Source organism: Streptomyces mobaraensis, from assembly GCF_020099395.1.
GTDB lineage: Bacteria > Actinomycetota > Actinomycetes > Streptomycetales > Streptomycetaceae > Streptomyces.
In genome coordinates, this window is the sequence record NZ_CP083590.1 from 1,664,233 (window position 1) to 1,684,253 (window position 20,021).

Genomic DNA, 20,021 nt, shown 5'->3' on the forward strand with positions numbered 1-20,021 from the left:
AACCCCGCCAGTCACATCCCCGGCAGTCCGTCCCGCACCGGCCGCTCCCCCGCCTCCAGCGCGAGCAGCAGGCGCTTGCGGTCGAGGCCGCCCGCGTACCCGGTCAGCGACCCGTCCGCGCCGATGACGCGGTGGCACGGGCGCAGGACCAGCAGCGGGTTGGCGCCGATGGCTCCGCCGACCGCGCGGACGGCCGCGCGCGGAGCGCCGACGCGGGCGGCGAGTTCGCCGTAGCTGGTGGTCGCGCCGTACGGGACGGCGTCGAGCGCGTCCCAGACCCGGCGGCGGAACTCCGTCCCCTCGACGGCGTACTCGAGCGCGAACTCCTTGGTCTCGCCCGCGAAGTAGGCGGCGAGCTGGCGCCGGGCCTCGGTGAAGGCGTCGGGTGCGCGGTGCCAGTCGGGGCGGACGGTGGCGCCGTTGGGCTGGCCCGGGACGGAGAGGGAGACGAGGGCGGTGCCGCCCGGGGCGGTCGCGGAGGGGCGGCCGGTGAGCAGCAGGGTGCCGAGGGGGCTGTCGATCTCGGTGTACAGCGTCGCAAGCATCGGGTGCCGTCCTTACTTCCCCGCAGCGGCGGGCGCGTGGTTCCAGAGGTGGTGCAGTGCGTACGAGCGCCAGGGCCGCCAGTCGTCGGCGGCGTCCGGACCGGCGCCGAGGGCGGCGAGTCCGTGGCGCGCCCCGGCGTCGCCGGGGAGGAAGACGTCGGGGTCGCCGAGCGCCCGCATCCGGATGTAACCGGCGGTCCAGGGGCCGACGCCGGTCAGGGCGAGCAGCCGCCGTTCGGCGTCGTCGCGGTCGGCGCCCGGGTCGAGCCGGACGGTGCCGTCGGCGAGGGCCGCCGCCACCGTCCGCAGGGCGCGCCTGCGGGACTCCGGCATGCCCGGATCGTCGGGGCCGTCGAGACCGGCCTCGGCGAGGACGCCGGGTTCCGGGAAGACGTGGGTCAGCGTGCCGTCGGGTACGGGCAGCGGGGTGCCGTGGGCGGCGACGAGCCGGGCCGCGAGGCGGGCCGCCGCGGCGACCGAGACCTGCTGCCCGAGCACGGCCCGGACGGCCAGTTCCTCCGCGTCCGCCGCCCCGGGGGACCGGAGGCCGGGCCGGGCGGCGACGAGCGGGCGGAGCCGGGGGTCGGCGCCGAGGCGTTCCGCCACGGCGTCGGGGTCGGCGTCCAGGTCGAAGAGGCGGCGCATGCGCTGGACGGCGTTGGCGAGGTCGCGCAGGTCGGTGAGGTGGAGCCGGCAGGCGAGCCAGGCGCCGCGGTCGTTCCGCCCGCCCGTGCGGCCGTGCCCGGCGGGCGGCTCCTGGACCTCGGCGATGCCCGTGCCGTAGGGCAGGCGCAGGGTGCGCCGGTAGACGCGGGCGCCGACGGCGCCCGTCACCTCCTCGATCCCGGTGATCGCGCGGCGCTCCAGGAAGTCGAAGACCTCCCGCGCGGCGTACGGGCCCCGGTGGGCGAGCCGCAGCGGCACGCCCGCCGGAGTGGTCCCCTTGCCCGCCCGCACCGGCCTGCCGGTCCTGGCCTGTGCCCGGAGGGCGGTCGGCGTCTGGGCGTAGATCTCGCGGATGGTGTCGTTGAACTGCCGCACGCTCGCGAAACCCGCCGCGAAGGCGGTCTCCGTGACCGGCAGGTCCGTGGTCTGCAGCAGTACGCGGGCGGTGTGCGCGCGCTGCGCCCGGGCGAGGGCGACGGGCCCGGCGCCCAGCTCCTCGGTGAGCTGCCGGTGCACCTGCCGCTCGCTGTACCCGAGCCGCGCGGCGAGCCCCGCGACGCCCTCCCGGTCCACCACCCCGTCCGCGATCAGCCGCACCGCCCGTCCCACCAGGTCGGCCCGGATGTTCCACTCGGCCGACCCGGGCGCCGCGTCCGGCCGGCACCGCCGGCAGGCCCGGAACCCGGCCCCCTGCGCCGCCGCCGCGGACGGGTAGAAGCGGACGTTCACCCGCTTCGGCGTCACCGCCGGACAGCTCGGCCGGCAGTAGATCCCGGTCGTCGCGACGGCGAAGAAGAACTCGCCGTCGAAGCGGGCGTCTCTGCTGCTTACCGCCTGGTAGCGGAGGTCGTCGGGGTGGGGGGTGGTTGTGGTCACGTGTTCCAGTGTGCGGGAGGGACGGTGGAGGGACTGGCGGAAATCGGACGCGGGGTTTGGCCCTCCGGGCGGGGGTGCCCCGGTCCCGCCCCTTCGCCGATTCCTGGGGCTGCGCCCCAGACCCCGCTTGTCGCGGCTTCGCCGCTCGTCCTCAAGCGCCGGACGGGCTGGATCGTGCGCCCGGGCGCAACCACTCAGCCCGTCCGGCGTTTGAGGACCTCGCGGCGAAGCCGCGATGCAGGGGGTCCGGGGCCCTCCCCGGGAATCGGCGAAGGGGTGGGACCGGGGCACAGCCCGCCGCAGGCGCCTAGCGCGAGCGCCCCCGCTTGCGTTCCACCATGTACGCCCCCTCCGCCCGCCGCAGCTTCCACTCCCGCCGCAGCTCCGCGCGCAGCCGCGCGTCCGTGCGGGCCGCGAGGCGCTGGTTCTCGCGGAGGAGCTTGCGGTAGCTGTCGAGGCGGCGAGGGGCCAGCGCGCCCTCCTCAATGGCCGCCGTCACCGCGCACCCGGGCTCGCTGTCGTGGCCGCAGTCGTGGAAGCGGCATTCTGCGGCGAGGGCCTCGATCTCGGAGAAGGTGCGGGAGACGCCGCCCTCGGCGTCCCAGAGGCCGACGCCCCTCAGCCCGGGGGTGTCGATGAGGACGCCGCCGCCCGGATTTTCATCTTAATCTTTATTATTACCTATATTCTTCCAATCCTACTCTTACCTCTCCACTCCATTCCTACATTCTACTTATCCCCCTCTTTCTAATTCTCTTTATTCCAATATTTATTCCTTCTCCATTCCTTCCCTATTCTCCCCTCCCTACCCTTCCCTTCTTTATCTCCCACTCACTCTAATACCTCCCACCCCCCTCATCCTTCTCCTCCATTTCTCCTTCCTCTTCTAACCCTTAATACTTTCCTCTTCTTAATTCCTACTCCCCTTCTTTACATATCCTTACATCCAATTACCTCCACCCACTCCCTTTCACCTTCCCCTCAACCCCCCCTTCCCCCTTCTCCCTTCTCCCTAACCCACCCCCCCCCTTTCTTACTATTACTTCCCCCTTCTCTACTTTACTTCCTCACACTTTCTCTAACCCCCCTAATTCTTCCCTTCAATTCCCACCTTCCCTCATTTCTTACCTATTACCTTCCCTCCCTCCCCTATCTTTCTCCTTCCTCCCTCTCCCTTCCTATCCCCCTTCCTAACATTTAACTACTTCCTCCCACTACTCTTATCAATGCCATTCCTCCCCTATTTACTCCCATTTCCTTACCCCTCTTATACTCCTTATTTCCTTTACTTACCCCTACTATTCCTGACTCTACCCCCCTTCTACGACCTAGGTCGTCATCTTCCCCTGACTACGCTTACGATCGCTCCCGGGATGCACCTAAGCCCACTGCTTCCGTAGGGCCGCGTAGACCAGTGGCGTGCAGCGAAGCCCTCGTCCCAGCCGTAGCGGGCGAGGGGGTGCTGTGCGGAATGCGGGAACGACTCGGAGGACAACGCGGTGTTCCTTCGGAAGGAGGGAGGTGAGAGTGGTCGATCGCCGGGTACGGGCCGTCGTGGCCGCCGTGGTGACAGTCATCCCGGACTCACCTCCTGATTCCGCGCGCGGCACCGCTGCCGCTGTCTCCCGCGCCGCTGGTCGCGGCTGTCGGGGGGACTTTAGAGCGGGTCGGGCCGCGCTCGCGAGCGATTATCCGCTCGTGAGCGCGGCCCGACCCGCTCCCCCCTTACCGCCTTGCCGCTCTACCGCCTCCGGTGCTTCGCGTGCTTGGGCTCCCCCTTCGCCGCCTTCCCCGGCTTCTCCGCCCGCACGTGCTGGAGCCGCGTCCGCACGTCCTCGGGCGGCAGGAACTGCGCCCACCGCTCCGGGAACTCCGAGGGCGGCTCCCGGTCCCGCAGTCCGTCCTCCGCGTAGTCCTCGGGGTCGTCCTCGTACTCGTGGACCATCGCCAGCGCTGCCCGCTCGGCCGCCGTCGCCGCCGCGGCGGCGGCCTTGCGGCGGTCCGCCTCGGCGCGGGCGGCGGCGGTGGTGACCGACGGCCAGACGCGGTCCATGGCCGCGTTGACCGCAGCGCCCACGAGCACGGCGAAGGCGGAGACGCCGATCCACAGCAGGACGGCGACGGGCGCCGCGAGCGAGCCGTAGATCGTCAGACCTTCCACCGTGTGGGTGAGGTAGATCCGCAGCAGGAAGCTGCCGATCACCCACATCGTGAGCGCCACGAGCGCCCCGGGGATGTCCTCCCGCCACGGCGACCGCACGGGCACCGACACGTGGTACAGCGTGGTCAGGAAGGCGACGGACAGCACCAGGACGACGGGCCAGTACAGGACCTGCACGACGCCGGCGCTCCACGGCACGATGTTCTCCACCGCCTCCGGTCCCACCACCATCAGCGGCATCACCACCGCCCCGATGAGCAGGGCGACGAGGTAGAGCAGGAAGGCCAGCAGCCTGGTGCGGACGATGCCGCGCCGGCCCTCCAGCCCGTACATGATGGTGATGGTGTCGACGAAGACGTTGACGGCCCGCGATCCGGACCACAGGGCGATGGCGAAGCCGACCGAGACGATCTCGGGCCGGCGGGCGCCGTTCTGTACGTCATTCAGCAGGGGCACGGTGATCTGGTTGACGCCGCGGTCCGACAGGACGGCCGAGGACGCGTTGATGATGTTGTCCTGGAGGCTCCTGATGGTGTGGGTGCCGGTCCAGTCGTCCAGGTACCCCAGCAGGCTCATGAAGCCCAGGAGCAACGGCGGCAGCGACAGCAGGGTGAAGAACGCGGCTTCGGCGGCGAGGCCGGTGACGCGGTACTCCATGCAGGAATTGATCGTGTCCTTGAGGAGCAGCCACGCCATCCTCCGCTTCGACACATTTCGGTACAGGGCCCGGGCTCGGTGGAGCCGGCCCTTCCGCTGCCCCGGTGGTTCATTTGTTGCTGCCTGCACGCCCTAACCGTATCCGTCTCCGACCGGTCCGTTCATCCGCCGGACAGCCGTGCGGGGGGCCACCCGGACCCTCACGGCGCGCGTGGTTGGGTGAGGCCATGGACAACAGATCGGACACCAGAACGACCCCGGTGACCACCTGGTCACTCCACATGACCGCACCGGACGCCCTCGTCCCCGCCGGCGCTCCCGGTCCGGGCCCCGATATCCGCTTCGTACGGTCCGAGGTGCCGTCGCCCGAGTTCAGCCGTTTCCTCTATACGGCCGTCGGCGGCGACCACGCCTGGACGGACCGGCTGGCATGGCCGTACGCGCGGTGGCAGGAGTACCTGGACCGGCCCGGCGTGGAGACGTGGGTCGCGTACGACCGGGGGACGCCGGCCGGCTATGCGGAGCTGGCGCCCGGGGACCCCGGCCCCGAGTTCGGAGGCGCCGGCCCGGTGGGCGGCGCCGCGTCCGTCGAGATCGTCTACTTCGGGCTGCTGCCCGCCTTCCAGGGCCGGCGCATCGGCGGCCACCTGCTGACCCACGGCGTCCGGCGGGCCTGGGACCTGGCCGAACGCCACCCGGAGCTGCCGCCGACCCGGCGCGTGTGGCTGCACACCTGCTCCAAGGACGGCGAGCACGCCATGGCCAACTACGAGCGCCGCGGCTTCACCGTCTTCGCGACGAAGACGGAGGACGAGCCGGACGTTCCGGCCCCCGGCCCCTGGCCCGGCGCGCGTCCGGCCGCGTCCCCGGCTCCCGCCGGCACCTCCGCCTGACCATCATCCACATCTCACATCACAAGACGATCCGTCTCACCATGCGGCAGACAGTGGACTGCCCCCAAACGCCCGTGCCACGCTTCCCTCATGTCACGAGCTGGAGTTGCCTTGGTGAGTCGGCGTCACGTCGACCTCGGCCGCGTGTCCAGCGCCATCTGTCCAGCGGGCTGACAGGCTCAGCACCACCGCTTCCCTGACCGCCGTCCCCGAAGGCGCGGACCGGCGGGCCCCACCCGATTCCGTCCGTTCTCGGGCCGTCCGCTGCACCCTCCCCACCCTGCCGCTCGCCATACCCGCAGGTCAGCCCCGTCATGCCGGCATACAAGCGGCACCGGGGGCCGGCCCGCCGGACAGGCGTGCCGCCGGGGTGTGCGGTGCCGGCCCGGCGGGCGGACCTCCCGAAGGACAGAACGCCATGGCCGCCACCGCGCAACCCCCCGCAGCCGCCGCGCCGGCGACATCCCGCCGCAAGGCCGGCCGCCACCGTGGCGAAGGCCAGTGGGCCGCAGGCCACTTCACCCCGCTCAACGCCAACGAGCAGGTGAAGAAGGACGACGACGGTCTCAATGTGCGGACACGTATTGAGACGATCTACGCCAAGGCGGGTTTCGCCGCCATCGACCCCGCCGACCTGCGCGGCCGGATGCGCTGGTGGGGCCTGTACACCCAGCGCCGGCCCGGCATCGACGGCGGGAAGACCGCGGTGCTGGCGCCGGAGGAGCTGGACGACGAGTACTTCATGCTGCGGGTGCGCGTCGACGGCGGCCGGCTGACCACCGCCCAACTGCGCGTGATCGGGGAGGTGTCCCAGGAGTTCGCGCGCGGCACCGCCGACATCACCGACCGCCAGAACATCCAGTACCACTGGATCCGCATCGAGGACGTCCCCGAGATCTGGCGGCGGCTGGAGGCCGTGGGCCTGTCCACCACCGAGGCGTGCGGTGACACCCCGCGCGTCATCCTCGGTTCGCCGGTCGCCGGCATCGCCGAGGACGAGATCATCGACGGCACCCCGGCCATCGAGGAGATCCACCGCCGCTTCATCGGCAACAAGGACTTCTCCAACCTCCCCCGCAAGTTCAAGACGGCGGTCTCCGGCTCCCCGCTGCTGGACGTCGTCCACGAGATCAACGACGTGGCGTTCGTCGGCGTCCGCCACCCCGAGCACGGCCCGGGCTTCGACCTGTGGGTGGGCGGCGGGCTGTCCACCAATCCGAAGATCGGCGTCCGGCTCGGCGCCTGGGTGCCGTTGGCCGACGTACCGGACGTCTTCGGCGGCGTGATCGGCATCTTCCGCGACTACGGCTACCGGCGGCTGCGCAACCGGGCGCGGCTGAAGTTCCTCCTCGCCGACTGGGGGCCGGAACGGTTCCGCGAGGTCCTGGAGCGGGAGTACCTGGGCCGCCCGCTGCTCGACGGGCCCGCGCCCGAGCGCCCGGCGGAGCGCTGGCGCGACCACGTCGGCGTGCACCGGCAGCGCGACGGCCGGTACTACGTCGGCTTCGCGCCGCGCGTCGGGCGGGTGGACGGCAGCACCCTGACGAAGATCGCCGAGCTGGCCGAGGCCCATGGCTCGGGCCGGCTGCGGACCACCGCCGAGCAGAAGATGATCGTCCTCGACGTGCCGGAGGACCGCGTCGCGTCGCTGACCGCCGGCCTGGAGGCGCTGGACCTCCGGGTGACCCCGTCCCCGTTCCGGCGCGGCACGATGGCCTGCACCGGCATCGAGTTCTGCAAGCTGGCGATCGTCGAGACCAAGGCGCGCGGCGCGTCCCTCATCGACGAACTGGAGCGCCGCCTCCCCGAGTTCGACGAGCCGCTCACCATCAACCTCAACGGCTGCCCCAACGCCTGCGCCCGTATCCAGGTGGCGGACATCGGTCTCAAGGGGCAGCTGGTCACGGACGGGCAGGGTCGCCAGGTCGAGGGGTACCAGGTGCATCTGGGCGGGGCGCTCGGCCTGGAGGCCGGGTTCGGCCGCAAGGTGCGCGGCCTCAAGGTGACCGCGGACGGGCTCCCCGACTACGTCGAGCGGGTGCTCCGCCGCTACCTGGCCGGCCGCGCGGCCGGTGAGCGCTTCGCCGCCTGGGCGGCCCGGGCCGGCGAGGAGGAGCTGTCGTGAGCGAGCGCGCCGCCCCCTTCCACTGCCCGTACTGCGGCGACGAGGACCTGCGGCCCCACGAGGAGGGCCACGGCGCCTGGGAGTGCGCCGCGTGCAACCGGGCGTTCCTGCTCAAGTTCCTGGGGCTGCTGTCCCGGGGGCTCGCCGGAGCACCGGAGAAGCGGACGACCGGAGGACCCGATGACCGATCATGAGCGGCTCGCCCTCCGCGCCGGCCGCGAACTGGAGGACGCCCCCGCCGAGGAGATCCTGCGCTGGGCCGTGGACACCTTCGGCGACCGCTTCTGCGTCACCTCCTCCATGGAGGACGCCGTCGTCGCCCACCTCGCGTCCCGCGTCCGGCCCGGCGTGGACGTCGTCTTCCTCGACACCGGCTACCACTTCCCGGAGACCATCGGGACGCGCGACGCGGTGGCGGCGGTGATGGACGTCCACGTCATCACCCTCACCCCGCCGCAGAGCGTCGCCGAGCAGGACGCCGCGTACGGCCCGGCGCTGCACGACCGCGACCCGGACCTGTGCTGCGCGCTGCGCAAGGTGCGTCCGTTGCGGGAGGGGCTGGCGGGGTACGACGCGTGGGCTACCGGACTGCGCCGCGACGAGTCCCCGACCCGGGCCGCGACACCCGTCGTCGGCTGGGACGCCCGGCGCGGCAAGGTGAAGATCGCGCCGATCGCCCGCTGGACGGCGGACGACGTGGACGCGTACGTCGCCGAGCACGGTGTGCTCACCAACCCGCTGCTCACGGACGGGTACGCGTCCATCGGCTGCGCGCCCTGCACCCGCCGGGTGCGGGAGGGCGAGGACGCGCGGGCCGGCCGCTGGGCGGGCCGGGCCAAGACCGAGTGCGGGCTGCACGGATGACCGGCTCGCACCGATCAAACGGATCGAATCCCTGGGAGAACCGGATGACGGGTGCCACGGTGTGGCTCACCGGCCTGCCGAGCGCGGGCAAGACGACGATCGCCCGCGCGCTCGCGGACCGGCTGCGGGCCGAGGGACGCCCGGTGGAGGTGCTGGACGGCGACGAGATCCGCGAGTTCCTCTCCGCAGGACTGGGCTTCTCCCGCGCCGACCGGGACGCCAACGTCCGGCGCGTCGGCTTCGTCGCCCAGCTGCTCGCCGCCCACGGCGTGACGGTCCTCGTCCCCGTCATCGCCCCGTACGCCGACACCCGCGAGGCGGTGCGCAAACGCCACCAGGCGCTGGGCACCGGGTACTTGGAGGTACACGTGGCCACGCCCGTCGAGGTCTGCTCGGTCCGGGACGTCAAGGGCCTCTACGCCCGCCAGGCGGCCGGCGAACTCACCGGCCTGACCGGCGTCGACGACCCGTACGAGGCCCCGGACGACCCCGACCTGCGCATCGACGCCCACGAGCGGACGGTGGCGGAGTCGGCGGACGCGGTGTACGCGCTGCTGGCGGGGAGGGGAGTGCTGTGACGGCTCGCGGTGACAGCCCGTACGCCCTGTCGCACCTCGACGCGCTGGAGTCGGAGGCGGTGCACGTCTTCCGGGAGGTGGCGGGCGAGTTCGAACGGCCGGTGCTGCTGTTCTCCGGCGGCAAGGACTCCGTCGTCATGCTGCACACGGCGCTGAAGGCGTTCGCCCCGGCCCCGCTGCCGTTCGCGCTGCTGCACGTGGACACCGGGCACAACTTCCCCGAGGTGCTGGCCTACCGCGACCGCGTCGTCGCCCGGCACGGGCTGCGGCTGCACATCGCGTCCGTCCAGCGGTTCATCGACGACGGACGGCTGCGGGAGCGCCCCGACGGCACCCGCAACCCGCTGCAGACCGTGCCGCTGCTGGACGCCATCGAACGGCACCGCTTCGACGCGGTGTTCGGCGGCGGCCGGCGCGACGAGGAGAAGGCGCGGGCCAAGGAGCGGGTGTTCTCCCTGCGCGACGAGTTCGGCGGCTGGGACCCGCGCCGGCAGCGGCCGGAGCTGTGGGACCTCTACAACGGGCGGCACTCGCCCGGCGAGCACGTCCGCGTCTTCCCCCTCTCCAACTGGACCGAGCTGGACGTCTGGCAGTACATAGCCCGCGAGGGGCTCGAACTCCCCTCGATCTACTACGCCCATGAGCGCGAGGTCTTCGCCCGGTCGGGGATGTGGCTGACCCCCGGTGAGTGGGGTGGCCCCCGGGACGGGGAGCGGGTCGAGAGACGCGTGGTGCGCTACCGGACGGTCGGTGACATGTCCTGCACGGGCGCCGTGGAGTCGGACGCCGCCACCGTCGACCGGGTCATCGAGGAGATCGCCGCCTCCCGGCTCACCGAGCGGGGCGCGACGCGCGCCGACGACAAGCTGTCGGAGGCCGCGATGGAAGACCGCAAGCGCGAGGGGTACTTCTGATCATGAGCATCTCCAGCACCACCGGCATCACCGGCATCGCCACGGAGCCCGCCGCCGCCACCTCACTGCTGCGCTTCGCCACCGCCGGATCGGTCGACGACGGCAAGTCCACGCTGGTCGGACGGCTGCTGCACGACTCCAAGTCGGTCCTGGCCGACCAGTTGGAGGCCGTCGAACACGCCTCCCGCGACCGCGGCCACGACGCGCCCGACCTGGCGCTGCTCACCGACGGGCTGCGGGCGGAGCGCGAGCAGGGCATCACCATCGACGTCGCCTACCGCTACTTCGCCACCGCCCGCCGCCGGTTCGTCCTCGCCGACACCCCCGGCCACGTGCAGTACACCCGCAACATGGTCACCGGCGCGTCCACCGCCGAACTGGCCCTCGTCCTGGTCGACGCCCGGCACGGCGTCGTCGAACAGACCCGCCGGCACGCCGCCGTGGCCGCGCTGCTGCGCGTCCCGCACCTGGTGCTGGCGGTGAACAAGATGGACCTGGTGGACTGGTCCGAGGCCGTGTTCGCCCGCATCGCCGAGGAGTTCACGGCGTACGCGGGCTCGCTCGGCGTCCCCGACGTGACCGCGATCCCCGTATCGGCGCTCGCGGGCGACAACGTCGTGACGCCCTCGGCACACCTGGACTGGTACGGCGGCCCGACCGTCCTGGAGCACCTGGAGACCGTCCCGGTGGTCGCCGACCCCACCGGCGACCCGGCCCGGTTCCCCGTCCAGTACGTGATCCGCCCGCGGACCACCGGCCACCCCGACTACCGCGGCTACGCCGGCCGGATCGCCTCCGGCGTGCTGCGCGTCGGGGAGCGGGTGACCGTCCTCCCGTCCGGCCGAACCAGCACGATCACCGCGATCGACGCTCTCGGCACCCCGGTGGACGTCGCCTGGGCGCCGCAGTCGGTGACCATACGGCTCGCCGACGACCTCGACGTCGCGCGCGGCGACCTCATCGCCCCGGCGGCGGACGCGCCGGAACCGGTCCGGGACGTCGAGGCGACCGTCTGCCACGTCGCCGACCGGCCACTGCGGGAGGGCGACCGGGTCCTCCTGAAGCACACCACGCGCACGGTGAAGGCCGTCGTCAAGGCGCTGCCCTCCCGACTCGATCCGTCGGACCTGGCCCTCCGCCCGTCCCCGGGCGCACTGTCCGCCAACGACATCGGCCGGGTGGTACTCCGCACCGCCGAACCGCTGGCCCTGGACGACTACGCGGCGTCCCGGAGCACCGGCGCCTTCCTGCTGATCGACCCGGCCGACGGCACGACACTGACCGCCGGCATGGCGGGCCCGGCATTCGCGGCGGCGTCCGAAAGGCCAGGCCCGGCCGCCGCGCTCCCGGCCACGGACGACGGCTGGGACTTCTGATGCCCGGCGAAGGGGGCCGGGGCGAACGGCGCCTGGACGGATGGTTGCGAGGCCGGCGGGTCCCCGGCCGCCGGCCGGGACGTCTGACGCCGCACGGCGGCCCGTCGGAGCCCTGCACGACGGCGCGTCCCAGCTGGCGCGGGCCGAGCGCAGGCGATCACCAACCGCGGAGCCTCAGCCCCCGACCCGGGCTTGCCACGCCGGACGGCACCGGACGGCGCGGACCGAGCGCCGGCGGTCACGAATCGTCGGGCCCCGGCTGCCGGCCGGGACGTCTGACGGCGGAGGGCCCGGGACCCGTTCCGGGTGTCTTCGCGACCTTCGGGCGCCTGGGCGGACGGGTCGGTGGCGGGGCACTCGGCAGCGGCCGGGGCGGCGTCGCGCGATGTGCCGGCGGGCGGCCCGGGGCGTACGCCGGGTGACGGCAGGCGGTTCGGCGCAGGCCGCTCCGACGGAGGCCGCTTCCGCAGAGGCCGGGTGACGGGCGTGGCGGGGGCTCGTCCGTCACCCCGCGAACCGGCCGCCGTCCGAAGCGTCTCCGGCGCCGGGGCCATCCGTCGCGCCGGGCGCGCGGTGTGCGGAGGCCCCGGCCTCCGGCGGCGACAGCCGTACCGCCAGGCGTGCGACGCGTTCGGCGCGGTGCCGACCGGCCGGCGACGGCGCCCGGTTCCGGGCACGGGCCCGGCCGCCCGTACGGCCACCGTCGCCGCACCGGACCACACGGGCCGCGAGGCCCGCGCGGCACGACGGCCCCGCCCGTCGCCGCCGCACCCCGCACCGCCCCGCAATACCCGTGCAACGCCCGCGCAACACCCCTGCCGGAACCTCCTGTTCAAGCCCCCACCGCTCCCCCGCTCCCCCTCCCCGCGCCCCGCGCGCCCGCGCCGCCGCTCCTCCCCCACCGCCCCGCCGAGAGGAACCACCCCCATGCCCTCCTCCGCCCGCCGCCGACCACGCGCGGCCGCCGTTCCCCTCCTGGCCCTGCCCCTCACCCTGACCCTGACCCTGGCGTCCTGCGGTTACGGTTCCGCGAAGGACGACACGCGCCCCGCCGGCCAGGCCGCCGCCGGGGCGGCGAAGCTGTCGGCCGACTCCGTCACCATCGGCTACTTCCCCAACATCACGCACGCCACCCCGCTGGTCGGCGAGCAGGAGGGCATCCTCCGGAAGGAGTTGGGCGGGACGAAACTGAAGTCGACCACGTTCAACGCGGGTCCGTCCGAGATCGAGGCGCTCAACGCCGGGTCGATCGACATCGGCTGGATCGGCCCCTCTCCGGCGATCAACGGCTACGTCAAGGCCAAGGGCGAGAACCTGCGGATCATCTCCGGCTCGGCGTCGGGCGGCGTCAAGCTCGTCGTCGACCCCAAGAAGATCCGCACGCTCGACGACGTCAAGGGCAAGCGGATCGCCACCCCGCAGAAGGGCAACACCCAGGACGTCGCCTTCCTCAACTGGATCGCGGGCAAGGGATGGAAGGTCGATCCGGGGAGCGGCAAGGGCGACGTGTCGGTGGTGCGGACGGACAACAAGGTCACGCCGGACGCGTTCAAGGCCGGTTCGGTGGACGGCGCGTGGGTGCCCGAGCCGACGGCGTCGAAGCTGGTGTCCGAGGGCGGCAAGGTGCTGCTGGACGAGTCGTCCCTGTGGCCCGGCGGGAAGTTCGTGATCACCAACGTCATCGTGTCGCGGACGTTCCTCGACCGGCACCCGGACGTCGTCGAGGCCGTGCTGCGCGGCTCGGTGCGCACCAACGCCTGGATCGCGGCCAACCCGGCGAAGGCGAAGGCGTCCGTCAACGCGGCGCTGAAGAAGCTGTCCGGCAAGGTGCTGCCGGCCGACGTCCTGGACCCGGCGTGGGCGTCCATCCGGACCACCGACGACCCGCTGGCGGCCACGCTGCGGGCCGAGGCCGACCACGCGGTCGCCGCCGGCCTGCTGGACAAGCCGAACCTGTCCGGCATCTACGACCTGGCTCCGCTCGACAAGGTCCTCAAGGCCGAGGGCCGGCCGCCCGTCGACGCGGCGGGGCTCGGCCGGCAGTAGGCGGTACGACCCGTTCCCGCACGCACCACCGACCGCTCACCAGGAGGTCCGGATGGCCCCGACCCCGACCACCACGACCACGTCCACGTCCACCACGACCACCGACAGGACCGGCACCCCCCTCGCACCGGCCGGAGGCACGCCGCCCGCCGTCCGGATCGACCGCGTCCACAAGCACTTCGGCCGGTCCGGCGACGGCCGCCCGGTCCTGGAGGACATCACGCTCGACGTCCGTCCCGGGGAGTTCGTCTGCCTGCTGGGGGCCAGCGGCTGCGGGAAGTCCACGCTGCTGAACCTGGTCGCCGGCCTCGACCGGCCCACCGCGGGCACCATCGACGTGCCGGGCGGCCGGCCGGCGCTGATGTTCCAGGAGCACGCCCTGTTCCCGTGGCTGACGGCCGGCCGCAACATCGAGCTCGCGCTGCGGCTGCGCGGCGTGCCCCGGGCCGACCGGCGGGCGGAGGCCGAGCGGCTGCTCGACCTCGTCCGGCTGGGCGGCGCGCACCGCAAGCGGGTGCACGAGCTGTCCGGCGGCATGCGGCAGCGCGTCGCCCTCGCCCGGGCCCTGGCGCAGGACAGCCGGCTGCTGCTGATGGACGAGCCGTTCGCCGCGCTCGACGCCATCACCCGGGACGTGCTGCACCACGAACTCACCCGGATCTGGTCGGAGTCGGCGTCGGGTGCGGGACCCGCGCTGTCGGTGCTGTTCGTCACGCACAACGTGCGCGAGGCGGTGCGGCTGGGGCAGCGCGTGGTGCTGCTGTCGTCCCGGCCGGGCCGGGTGGCGCGGGAGTGGACGGTCGGCATCCCGCAGCCGCGCCGCATCGAGGACGCGGCGGTCGCCGACCTGTCCGTGGAGATCACCGAGGAACTGCGTGGGGAGATCCGCCGCCATGGCAAGCACTGAGACCGCCGCCACCGAGACGACCGCCCCCTCCGGGACCGCCGCCACCGAGACGACCACCTCCACCGGGACCGCCGCCACCGAGACGACCACCTCCACCGGGACCGCCCCCTCCGGAACCGCCGCCTCCGACCTGGCCGGGCTGGAGGCCGGGCTCGACGCCCTGGACGCCGTCCCGGTCGAACGGCCGCCGCTGCGGCGGATGCTGCTGCACAAGGTGCTGCCGCCGGTCACGGCCGTCGTCCTCGTCGTCGCCGTCTGGAAGCTGCTGGTCGTCGCCGGGGTCACCGAGGACTACAAGCTGCCCGACCCGTCGGCCGTCTGGCACAGTCTCCGCGAACTCTGGATCCAGGGAACGCTGTTCGACATCATCTGGACCAGCGTCTCGCGCGGCCTGCTCGGCTTCCTGGCCGCGCTCGCCCTGGGCACGCCGCTGGGCCTGCTGGTGGCGCGCGTGCCCTTCGTCCGCGCGGCGCTCGGCCCCATCCTCTCCGGCCTCCAGTCGCTGCCCTCGGTGGCGTGGGTGCCGGCCGCGGTCATCTGGCTGGGGATCACGGACGCGGCGATGTACGCGGTGATCCTGCTGGGCGCCGTCCCGTCCATCGCCAACGGGCTGGTGTCCGGCATCGACCAGGTGCCGCCGCTGTACCTGCGGGCCGGCCGCACCCTGGGCGCGACGGGGGCCCGGGGCGCACGCCACGTCCTGCTGCCGGCGGCACTGCCCGGCTACATCGCCGGCCTCAAGCAGGGCTGGGCGTTCTCCTGGCGCTCCCTGATGGCGGCGGAACTCATCGCGTCCTCCCCCGACCTGGGGCTGGGCCTGGGGCAGTACCTGGAGAACGCGCGCACCGACTCCGACATGCCGGGGGTGCTGCTCGGCATCCTGCTGATCCTCTTCGTCGGCATCGCCATCGACCTGGCGGTCTTCAGCCCCCTGGAACGCCGGGTACTCCGCACCCGGGGACTGGCGGCGAAGTGACGGATACGCCCCCCGCGCTGCTCCTCGTCGCCCACGGCAGCCGCGACCCGCACCACGCGGCGACCGTCGCCGCCCTGCGCGCCCGGGTCGCGGCCCGCCTCCCGGGCGTCCGGGTCGCGGCCGGCTTCCTGGACTTGCGCGCCCCCGACGTCCCGACGGCCCTGGCCCGCCTGGCGGAGGCCGGGGTACGGACGGCGGTGGCCGTACCGCTGCTGCTGACCCACGCCTTCCACGCGTCGACGGACATCCCCGACATACTCCGCACCGCCACCCCGCCGGGACTGGCGGTCCAACAGACGCCGGTGCTGGGCCCGTCCCCCCTCCTCCTCTCGGCCCTGGAGAGACGCCTGCGTGAGGCGGGCGTCCCCGCGCACGCCCGCCGCACCACGGGCGTCGTCCTGGCCGCCGCCGGCTCCTCCGACCCGACGGCCACCGCCACCGTCGAAGCATTGGCCCGCACCTGGCAGTCCACCGGCTGGCACAGCGTCCGCCCGGCCTACGCCTCGGCCGCCGGCCCCCGCACGGACGACGCCGTCCGCGCCCTCCGCGCCGACGGCTGCCACCGCGTCGCCGTGGCCCGCTACCTGCTGGCCCCCGGCCGCCTCCCGGACCGCATCGCCGCGGGCGCCCACGTGGCGGGCGCCGACGCGGTGGCGGAACCGCTGGGCGCGGCGCGGGAGGTGGTGGCGCTGCTGGTGCGGCGATACGAAGAAGGAGCCGTGGGGGCCGCCGGAGCCGCGGAGGCCGCGGCGCGCGCGGCGGCTTAGCGCGGCGAGCGCCCGGCGGCCGTCTCCGGCCCGCCCGGCCCGGGCGGAAGCCCGCCCCCCGCCCGGGCCGGGCGTCCCTCACTTCCGTCCGGCCGCCTCCGCCCGCAGGCGTTCGGTCTGGGTGCGGCCCACCTCCGCGGTGCGGCGCAGGTAGTCACCGATGACGGCGAGTTGTCCGTCGGTGTAGCCGGCCAGCACTTCGCCGAAGGCCCGGCTCGGTTCGTCCCATGCGGCGCGGACGGTGGCGAGGGAGCCGGGGGTGAGGGAGACGAGGGCGCGGCGGCGGTCGGTGGGGTCGGTGTGGCGGTCCGCGAGGCCGGACTTGACGAGGCGGTCGACGAGGCGGGTGGCCGAGCCCGGGGTCAGGCCGGTGAGGCGGGCGATCTCGCCGGTGCACAGCGGGTGGTCCTGCTCGGCCAGGACGCCGAGACACTGGAGGTCGGTGGGGTGCAGGCCCAGGCGGTCGGCCAGGGCCTGGTTGAACAGGGTCCACACCGCGTAGTGGCCCCGGCTCTCGGCCTCGATCCGCGCGAGCAGCTCGGCGCGCTCGGGCGCGCGGTCTCCGTCCGCCATGAAATCCCCTTGCGTTGATCGATCTTTGCGCAACACAATCTTTGCGTGGCGCACATTTTGTGTGCCTCCCCATCGTACGGAAGGCTCTCCAGACCATGACGACTCTCGTCACCGGCGGCCGCGGGCGCGTGGCCCGTGCCCTCGTCGACCTCCTGCGCGCCGACGGCCGTCCGGTCCGCGTCGCCTCGAACGCGCCCGAGCGGCTGGAGCTGCCGGACGGCACGCCCACCGTGCGCTGTTCGCTCGGCGAGCCGGAGACGTTCCCCGCGGCCCTCGACGGTGTGACGTCGGTCTTCCTCTATGCCCAGGCGTCGCACGCCGACGCCTTCCTCGCCGAGGCGGCGCGGGCCGGGGTGGAGCACATCGTCCTGCTGTCGTCGACGGCCGCGCTGGTACCGGACGACGTCCGCAACCCGATCGTCGACATGCACCGGGACGCCGAGCGGGCGCTGGCGGCGTCCCCGATCGTCTCCACCGCGCTGCGGCCGGGCGGCTTCGCCACCAACGCGCTCGGCTGGGCCCACGCCATCCGCTCCGAGGGCGTCGTCCGCCTCCCCTACCCCGACGCGCACTCCGCCTCCCTCCACGAGCGGGACATCGCCGGGGCCGCCCACGCCGTGCTCACCTCCGAGGCGCACCGCGGCACCGGGCACACGCTCTCCGGGCCGGAGTCGCTCACCTTCCGGGGACAGGTGGAGCACATCGGGCGCGCCGTGGGCCGGACCCTGACCGTCGAGACCGTGAGCCCGGAGGAGTGGAAGCGGTCGGTCTCCGCCTCCATGCCGGAGGAGTACGCGGACACGCTGCTCGCCGCGTGGCGGGCCACGGACGGCGTTCCGGAGGCTGTCGCGCCCGGCGTCGAGCTGCTGACCGGGCGTCCGGCCCGTACGTTCGCGGCGTGGGCCGAGGAGCACGCGGCGGACTTCACCGCCTGAACGGGCCTCACCGCCTGAACGCGCTTCACCGCCCGAACGGCCTCGCGCGCGAGCGGACTTCGCGCCCGGGCGAGCCGGGCATCAGACCACCGACTCGGCGGCCGTCCCGAGCCCCAGCACCAACAGCACGCCGCCCGTGGCGCGTTCCAGGTTGCGGTGGACGCGCGGCCGGCGCAGCCAGGCCATGAAGCGGGTGGCGCCGAGGGTCACGAGCAGCAACCAGACGGCGGCGATGACCGCGTCGATCACCCCGAAGAGGAGGGTGGTGGTGAGCGGGGACGCGCCGTCCGGCAGGAACTGCGGGGCGACCGCGACGAAGAAGACGCCGACCTTGGGGTTGAGCAGACAGCTCAGCACGCCCTGCCGGAAGGCCGCGCCGGCGCCGAGCGCCCCGGGCGCGTCATCCTCCGGCACCACGGCCGGCGGCTCCTTGGACAGGGCGACGGCGCGGCGCTGCGCCCAGAGCGCCTGCGCCCCGAGGAAGACGAGGTAGGCGGCGCCGGCGAGTTTGACGCACGTGAACGCCGCGTCCCACCGCTGGAGCGCCGCCGCCAGGCCGAACGCGGCGGCCACGCCCCAGCCCAGCGAACCCACGGCCGCCCCGAGGCCGGTGGCCGCGCCGGCCCGGCGCCCGCCGCGCAGGCAGTTGCGCAGCACGAGTACGAGGTCGGGGCCCGGAGAGACCGTCACCAGGAGGGAGAAGAGAGCGAAGCCGAGTATCGCGGTCGTCATGCAGCACTCCAGTCACACGTCGGTGACCGGAGCCTAATGCGGCTGCCTGGGACGGTTGCGGGGAATTACCGGGGGTGCCAGGGGTGCCGCCGGTGACGGAGGTGACCGCCGTGCCCCGTGGGGGTGAGGCACGGCGGCCGAGGGGACCGTACCAGGCGGTCGGTACCCCGCGCGTCCGATCACCGGCGGCCGGACGGTCCGGTTCCACCGCGCCGGGCCGGCCCGCGAGCCGCGAGGCGCGTCCGACGAGGGCGGCAGCGGCTCCTCCGTCTCTTCCCCCCCTCTTCCCGCCCCCCCCTTCCACTGCTTCCCCCCTCTCCCTCGCCTCGGCGATCCGTCCACAGGGACGGGCGTTCGACGGCCGGCGGCCCCGACGGACGGCCGCCGGTGCGGACCCCGGCGCCGGCAGACGGCAGAATGCCCGAGGACACCCCTCGCCGGGACGCCGGGCGCCGGACGCCCGTGTCGCGGGGCCGAGGGGACGGAACGAGAGCGAGGGTACGGACGGTGGCCGACGTGTCGGAGGCGGCATTCACGGAGCGGCGGGCGCGCGCCCTCCTGGCACAGGCCGGGGTGACGGAACCCGCGGCACGTGACGCGACGCTGCTCGCCCTCGGCGAGAACGCGGTGTTCGCGACCGGCGGCCTGGTGGTGAAGGTCGGGCGGCACGCCACGCTCGCCGACCGCGCGCGCCGCGAACTGCGCATCGCCGCCTGGCTGGCGGAGAGCGGCGTCCCGGCCGTGCGGCCCGCCGAGGCGGACGTGGTGCTGGCGGACGGGCACCCGGTGACGCTCTGGCACCGCCTCCCCGACACCGTCCGCCCCGCGGCCCCCGAGGACCTGGCCGGGCTGCTCCGGCTCGTCCACGCCCTGCCCGCCCCGGACTTCGGCCTGCCGCCGCGCGAGCTGCTCGACGGTGTCGAGCGCTGGCTGCTGCTGGCCGGCGAGGCGATCGACCCGGCGGACGCCGCGTACCTGCGCGAGCGGCGCGACGGCTTCGCCGGGGCCGCCGCCGCGCTCGTCCCGCACCTGCTACCGGGCCCGGTGCACGGCGACGCGCTCCCCCGCAACGTCCACGTCGGGCCGGACGGGCCCGTCCTGGTCGACCTGGAGACCTTCGCCGCGGACCTGCGCGAGCACGACCTGGTCGTGATGGCGCTCAGCCGCGACCGCTACGGCCTCGACCCGCACGCCTACGACGCCTTCGTCCGCGCCTACGGCTGGGACGTCCGGGAGTGGGACGGCTGCGCGGTGCTGCGCGGGGCGCGGGAGACGGCCAGTTGCGCCTGGGTCGCCCAGCACGCGCCGGGCAACCCGGCCGCGCTGGCCGAGTTCCGGCGCAGGGTCGCGTCGCTGCGGGACGGCGATCCGACGGTCCGCTGGCGGCCTTTCTGACGACGGCGGCCGGCCCCTCACCCGCATGCGCGGAC

The 20,021-nt window shown here is 73.7% G+C and carries 19 protein-coding genes and 1 pseudogene; 14 read left to right on the forward strand and 6 right to left on the reverse strand.

The genetic code is table 11. The annotated features are described in order from the left end of the window. Positions 1-11 precede the first annotated feature (11 nt). From K7I03_RS06940 to K7I03_RS06955, 4 genes and pseudogenes are all read right to left on the reverse strand, one after another. Positions 12-545 carry a methylated-DNA--[protein]-cysteine S-methyltransferase gene (locus K7I03_RS06940; RefSeq protein WP_185944033.1) on the reverse strand — a complete coding sequence of 178 codons (534 nt, stop codon included), beginning with the start codon at positions 543-545 and terminating at the stop codon, positions 12-14. Between the two features lie 12 nt (positions 546-557). Further along, on the reverse strand, positions 558-2,087 hold the full coding sequence (locus K7I03_RS06945) for a DNA-3-methyladenine glycosylase 2 family protein (RefSeq protein WP_185944032.1): 1,530 nt from the start codon (positions 2,085-2,087) through the stop codon (positions 558-560). Positions 2,088-2,394: 307 nt separating this feature from the next. Continuing rightward, positions 2,395-2,742 (reverse strand): annotated as a pseudogene (locus tag K7I03_RS06950) (ribosome small subunit-dependent GTPase A); the annotation flags it as partial. A gap of 1,086 nt (positions 2,743-3,828) precedes the next feature. Beyond that, positions 3,829-4,944 (reverse strand): YihY/virulence factor BrkB family protein, encoded by a 1,116-nt coding sequence (locus K7I03_RS06955; RefSeq protein ID WP_185944030.1) that lies wholly within the window; start codon positions 4,942-4,944, stop codon positions 3,829-3,831. A gap of 188 nt (positions 4,945-5,132) precedes the next feature. Between K7I03_RS06955 and K7I03_RS06960 the strand changes: the two genes are divergently transcribed. The 12 genes from K7I03_RS06960 (at position 5,133) to K7I03_RS07010 (ending at position 16,351) form a co-directional block, all read left to right on the forward strand. After that, on the forward strand, positions 5,133-5,798 hold the full coding sequence (locus tag K7I03_RS06960) for a GNAT family N-acetyltransferase (RefSeq protein ID WP_185944029.1): 666 nt from the start codon (positions 5,133-5,135) through the stop codon (positions 5,796-5,798). Positions 5,799-5,888: 90 nt separating this feature from the next. Then, positions 5,889-5,972: a putative leader peptide gene (locus tag K7I03_RS34250; RefSeq protein WP_351506350.1), complete on the forward strand. Its 84-nt coding sequence runs from the start codon at positions 5,889-5,891 to the stop codon at positions 5,970-5,972. A gap of 244 nt (positions 5,973-6,216) precedes the next feature. Continuing rightward, entirely contained in the window at positions 6,217-7,923 is a 1,707-nt protein-coding gene (locus tag K7I03_RS06965; protein WP_185944028.1) for a nitrite/sulfite reductase, read from the forward strand. Further along, a complete protein-coding gene (locus K7I03_RS06970; RefSeq protein WP_185944027.1) occupies positions 7,920-8,117 on the forward strand; it encodes a hypothetical protein in 198 nt (65 codons plus the stop codon). The genes K7I03_RS06965 and K7I03_RS06970 overlap by 4 nt, the downstream gene beginning before the upstream one ends. Further along, on the forward strand, positions 8,104-8,787 hold the full coding sequence (locus K7I03_RS06975; protein WP_185944026.1) for a phosphoadenylyl-sulfate reductase: 684 nt from the start codon (positions 8,104-8,106) through the stop codon (positions 8,785-8,787). Before K7I03_RS06970 ends, K7I03_RS06975 begins: the two co-directional genes overlap by 14 nt. Before the next feature lie 44 nt (positions 8,788-8,831). After that, entirely contained in the window at positions 8,832-9,365 is a 534-nt protein-coding gene (gene cysC / locus K7I03_RS06980) for an adenylyl-sulfate kinase (RefSeq protein WP_185944025.1), read from the forward strand. Further along, the gene (gene cysD, locus K7I03_RS06985; RefSeq protein ID WP_185944024.1) at positions 9,362-10,279 is read left to right on the forward strand and encodes a sulfate adenylyltransferase subunit CysD; all 918 of its coding nucleotides are present in this window, start codon (positions 9,362-9,364) and stop codon (positions 10,277-10,279) included. The genes cysC and cysD overlap by 4 nt, the downstream gene beginning before the upstream one ends. A gap of 2 nt (positions 10,280-10,281) precedes the next feature. Next, on the forward strand, positions 10,282-11,655 hold the full coding sequence (locus tag K7I03_RS06990; RefSeq protein WP_185944023.1) for a sulfate adenylyltransferase subunit 1: 1,374 nt from the start codon (positions 10,282-10,284) through the stop codon (positions 11,653-11,655). A 927-nt stretch (positions 11,656-12,582) separates the two neighbouring features. Then, entirely contained in the window at positions 12,583-13,701 is a 1,119-nt protein-coding gene (locus tag K7I03_RS06995; protein ID WP_185944022.1) for an aliphatic sulfonate ABC transporter substrate-binding protein, read from the forward strand. A gap of 52 nt (positions 13,702-13,753) precedes the next feature. Next, a complete protein-coding gene (locus K7I03_RS07000; protein WP_185944021.1) occupies positions 13,754-14,608 on the forward strand; it encodes an ABC transporter ATP-binding protein in 855 nt (284 codons plus the stop codon). Next, a complete protein-coding gene (locus tag K7I03_RS07005) occupies positions 14,595-15,584 on the forward strand; it encodes an ABC transporter permease (protein ID WP_224346935.1) in 990 nt (329 codons plus the stop codon). Before K7I03_RS07000 ends, K7I03_RS07005 begins: the two co-directional genes overlap by 14 nt. Next, positions 15,581-16,351 (forward strand): sirohydrochlorin chelatase, encoded by a 771-nt coding sequence (locus K7I03_RS07010; protein WP_185944020.1) that lies wholly within the window; start codon positions 15,581-15,583, stop codon positions 16,349-16,351. Before K7I03_RS07005 ends, K7I03_RS07010 begins: the two co-directional genes overlap by 4 nt. Before the next feature lie 78 nt (positions 16,352-16,429). Here K7I03_RS07010 and K7I03_RS07015 read toward each other — a convergent pair whose 3' ends face one another. Beyond that, positions 16,430-16,924, reverse strand: coding sequence for a MarR family winged helix-turn-helix transcriptional regulator (locus K7I03_RS07015; RefSeq protein WP_185944019.1), 495 nt, complete (start codon positions 16,922-16,924; stop codon positions 16,430-16,432). A 95-nt stretch (positions 16,925-17,019) separates the two neighbouring features. Between K7I03_RS07015 and K7I03_RS07020 the strand changes: the two genes are divergently transcribed. After that, positions 17,020-17,859: an NAD(P)H-binding protein gene (locus K7I03_RS07020; RefSeq protein ID WP_185944018.1), complete on the forward strand. Its 840-nt coding sequence runs from the start codon at positions 17,020-17,022 to the stop codon at positions 17,857-17,859. An 81-nt stretch (positions 17,860-17,940) separates the two neighbouring features. Here K7I03_RS07020 and K7I03_RS07025 read toward each other — a convergent pair whose 3' ends face one another. Then, a complete protein-coding gene (locus tag K7I03_RS07025) occupies positions 17,941-18,591 on the reverse strand; it encodes a LysE family translocator (protein WP_185944017.1) in 651 nt (216 codons plus the stop codon). A 516-nt stretch (positions 18,592-19,107) separates the two neighbouring features. On the opposite strand from K7I03_RS07025, the gene K7I03_RS07030 reads away from it, so the two are divergent. Continuing rightward, entirely contained in the window at positions 19,108-19,986 is an 879-nt protein-coding gene (locus K7I03_RS07030; protein ID WP_185944016.1) for a phosphotransferase enzyme family protein, read from the forward strand. The last annotated feature ends 35 nt before the right edge of the window (positions 19,987-20,021 follow it).

Coding starts and splice junctions, on each gene's coding strand:
- K7I03_RS06990 (WP_185944023.1), top strand. CDS start 10,282: ATGAGCATCTCCAGCACCACCGGCATCACCGGCATCGCCACGGAGCCC.
- K7I03_RS07025 (WP_185944017.1), bottom strand. CDS start 18,591: ATGACGACCGCGATACTCGGCTTCGCTCTCTTCTCCCTCCTGGTGACG.
- K7I03_RS06960 (WP_185944029.1), top strand. CDS start 5,133: ATGGACAACAGATCGGACACCAGAACGACCCCGGTGACCACCTGGTCA.
- K7I03_RS06975 (WP_185944026.1), top strand. CDS start 8,104: ATGACCGATCATGAGCGGCTCGCCCTCCGCGCCGGCCGCGAACTGGAG.
- K7I03_RS06955 (WP_185944030.1), bottom strand. CDS start 4,944: ATGGCGTGGCTGCTCCTCAAGGACACGATCAATTCCTGCATGGAGTAC.
- K7I03_RS07000 (WP_185944021.1), top strand. CDS start 13,754: ATGGCCCCGACCCCGACCACCACGACCACGTCCACGTCCACCACGACC.
- K7I03_RS07020 (WP_185944018.1), top strand. CDS start 17,020: ATGACGACTCTCGTCACCGGCGGCCGCGGGCGCGTGGCCCGTGCCCTC.
- cysC (WP_185944025.1), top strand. CDS start 8,832: ATGACGGGTGCCACGGTGTGGCTCACCGGCCTGCCGAGCGCGGGCAAG.
- K7I03_RS06940 (WP_185944033.1), bottom strand. CDS start 545: ATGCTTGCGACGCTGTACACCGAGATCGACAGCCCCCTCGGCACCCTG.
- K7I03_RS34250 (WP_351506350.1), top strand. CDS start 5,889: ATGTCACGAGCTGGAGTTGCCTTGGTGAGTCGGCGTCACGTCGACCTC.
- K7I03_RS06995 (WP_185944022.1), top strand. CDS start 12,583: ATGCCCTCCTCCGCCCGCCGCCGACCACGCGCGGCCGCCGTTCCCCTC.
- K7I03_RS07005 (WP_224346935.1), top strand. CDS start 14,595: ATGGCAAGCACTGAGACCGCCGCCACCGAGACGACCGCCCCCTCCGGG.
- K7I03_RS07015 (WP_185944019.1), bottom strand. CDS start 16,924: ATGGCGGACGGAGACCGCGCGCCCGAGCGCGCCGAGCTGCTCGCGCGG.
- K7I03_RS06965 (WP_185944028.1), top strand. CDS start 6,217: ATGGCCGCCACCGCGCAACCCCCCGCAGCCGCCGCGCCGGCGACATCC.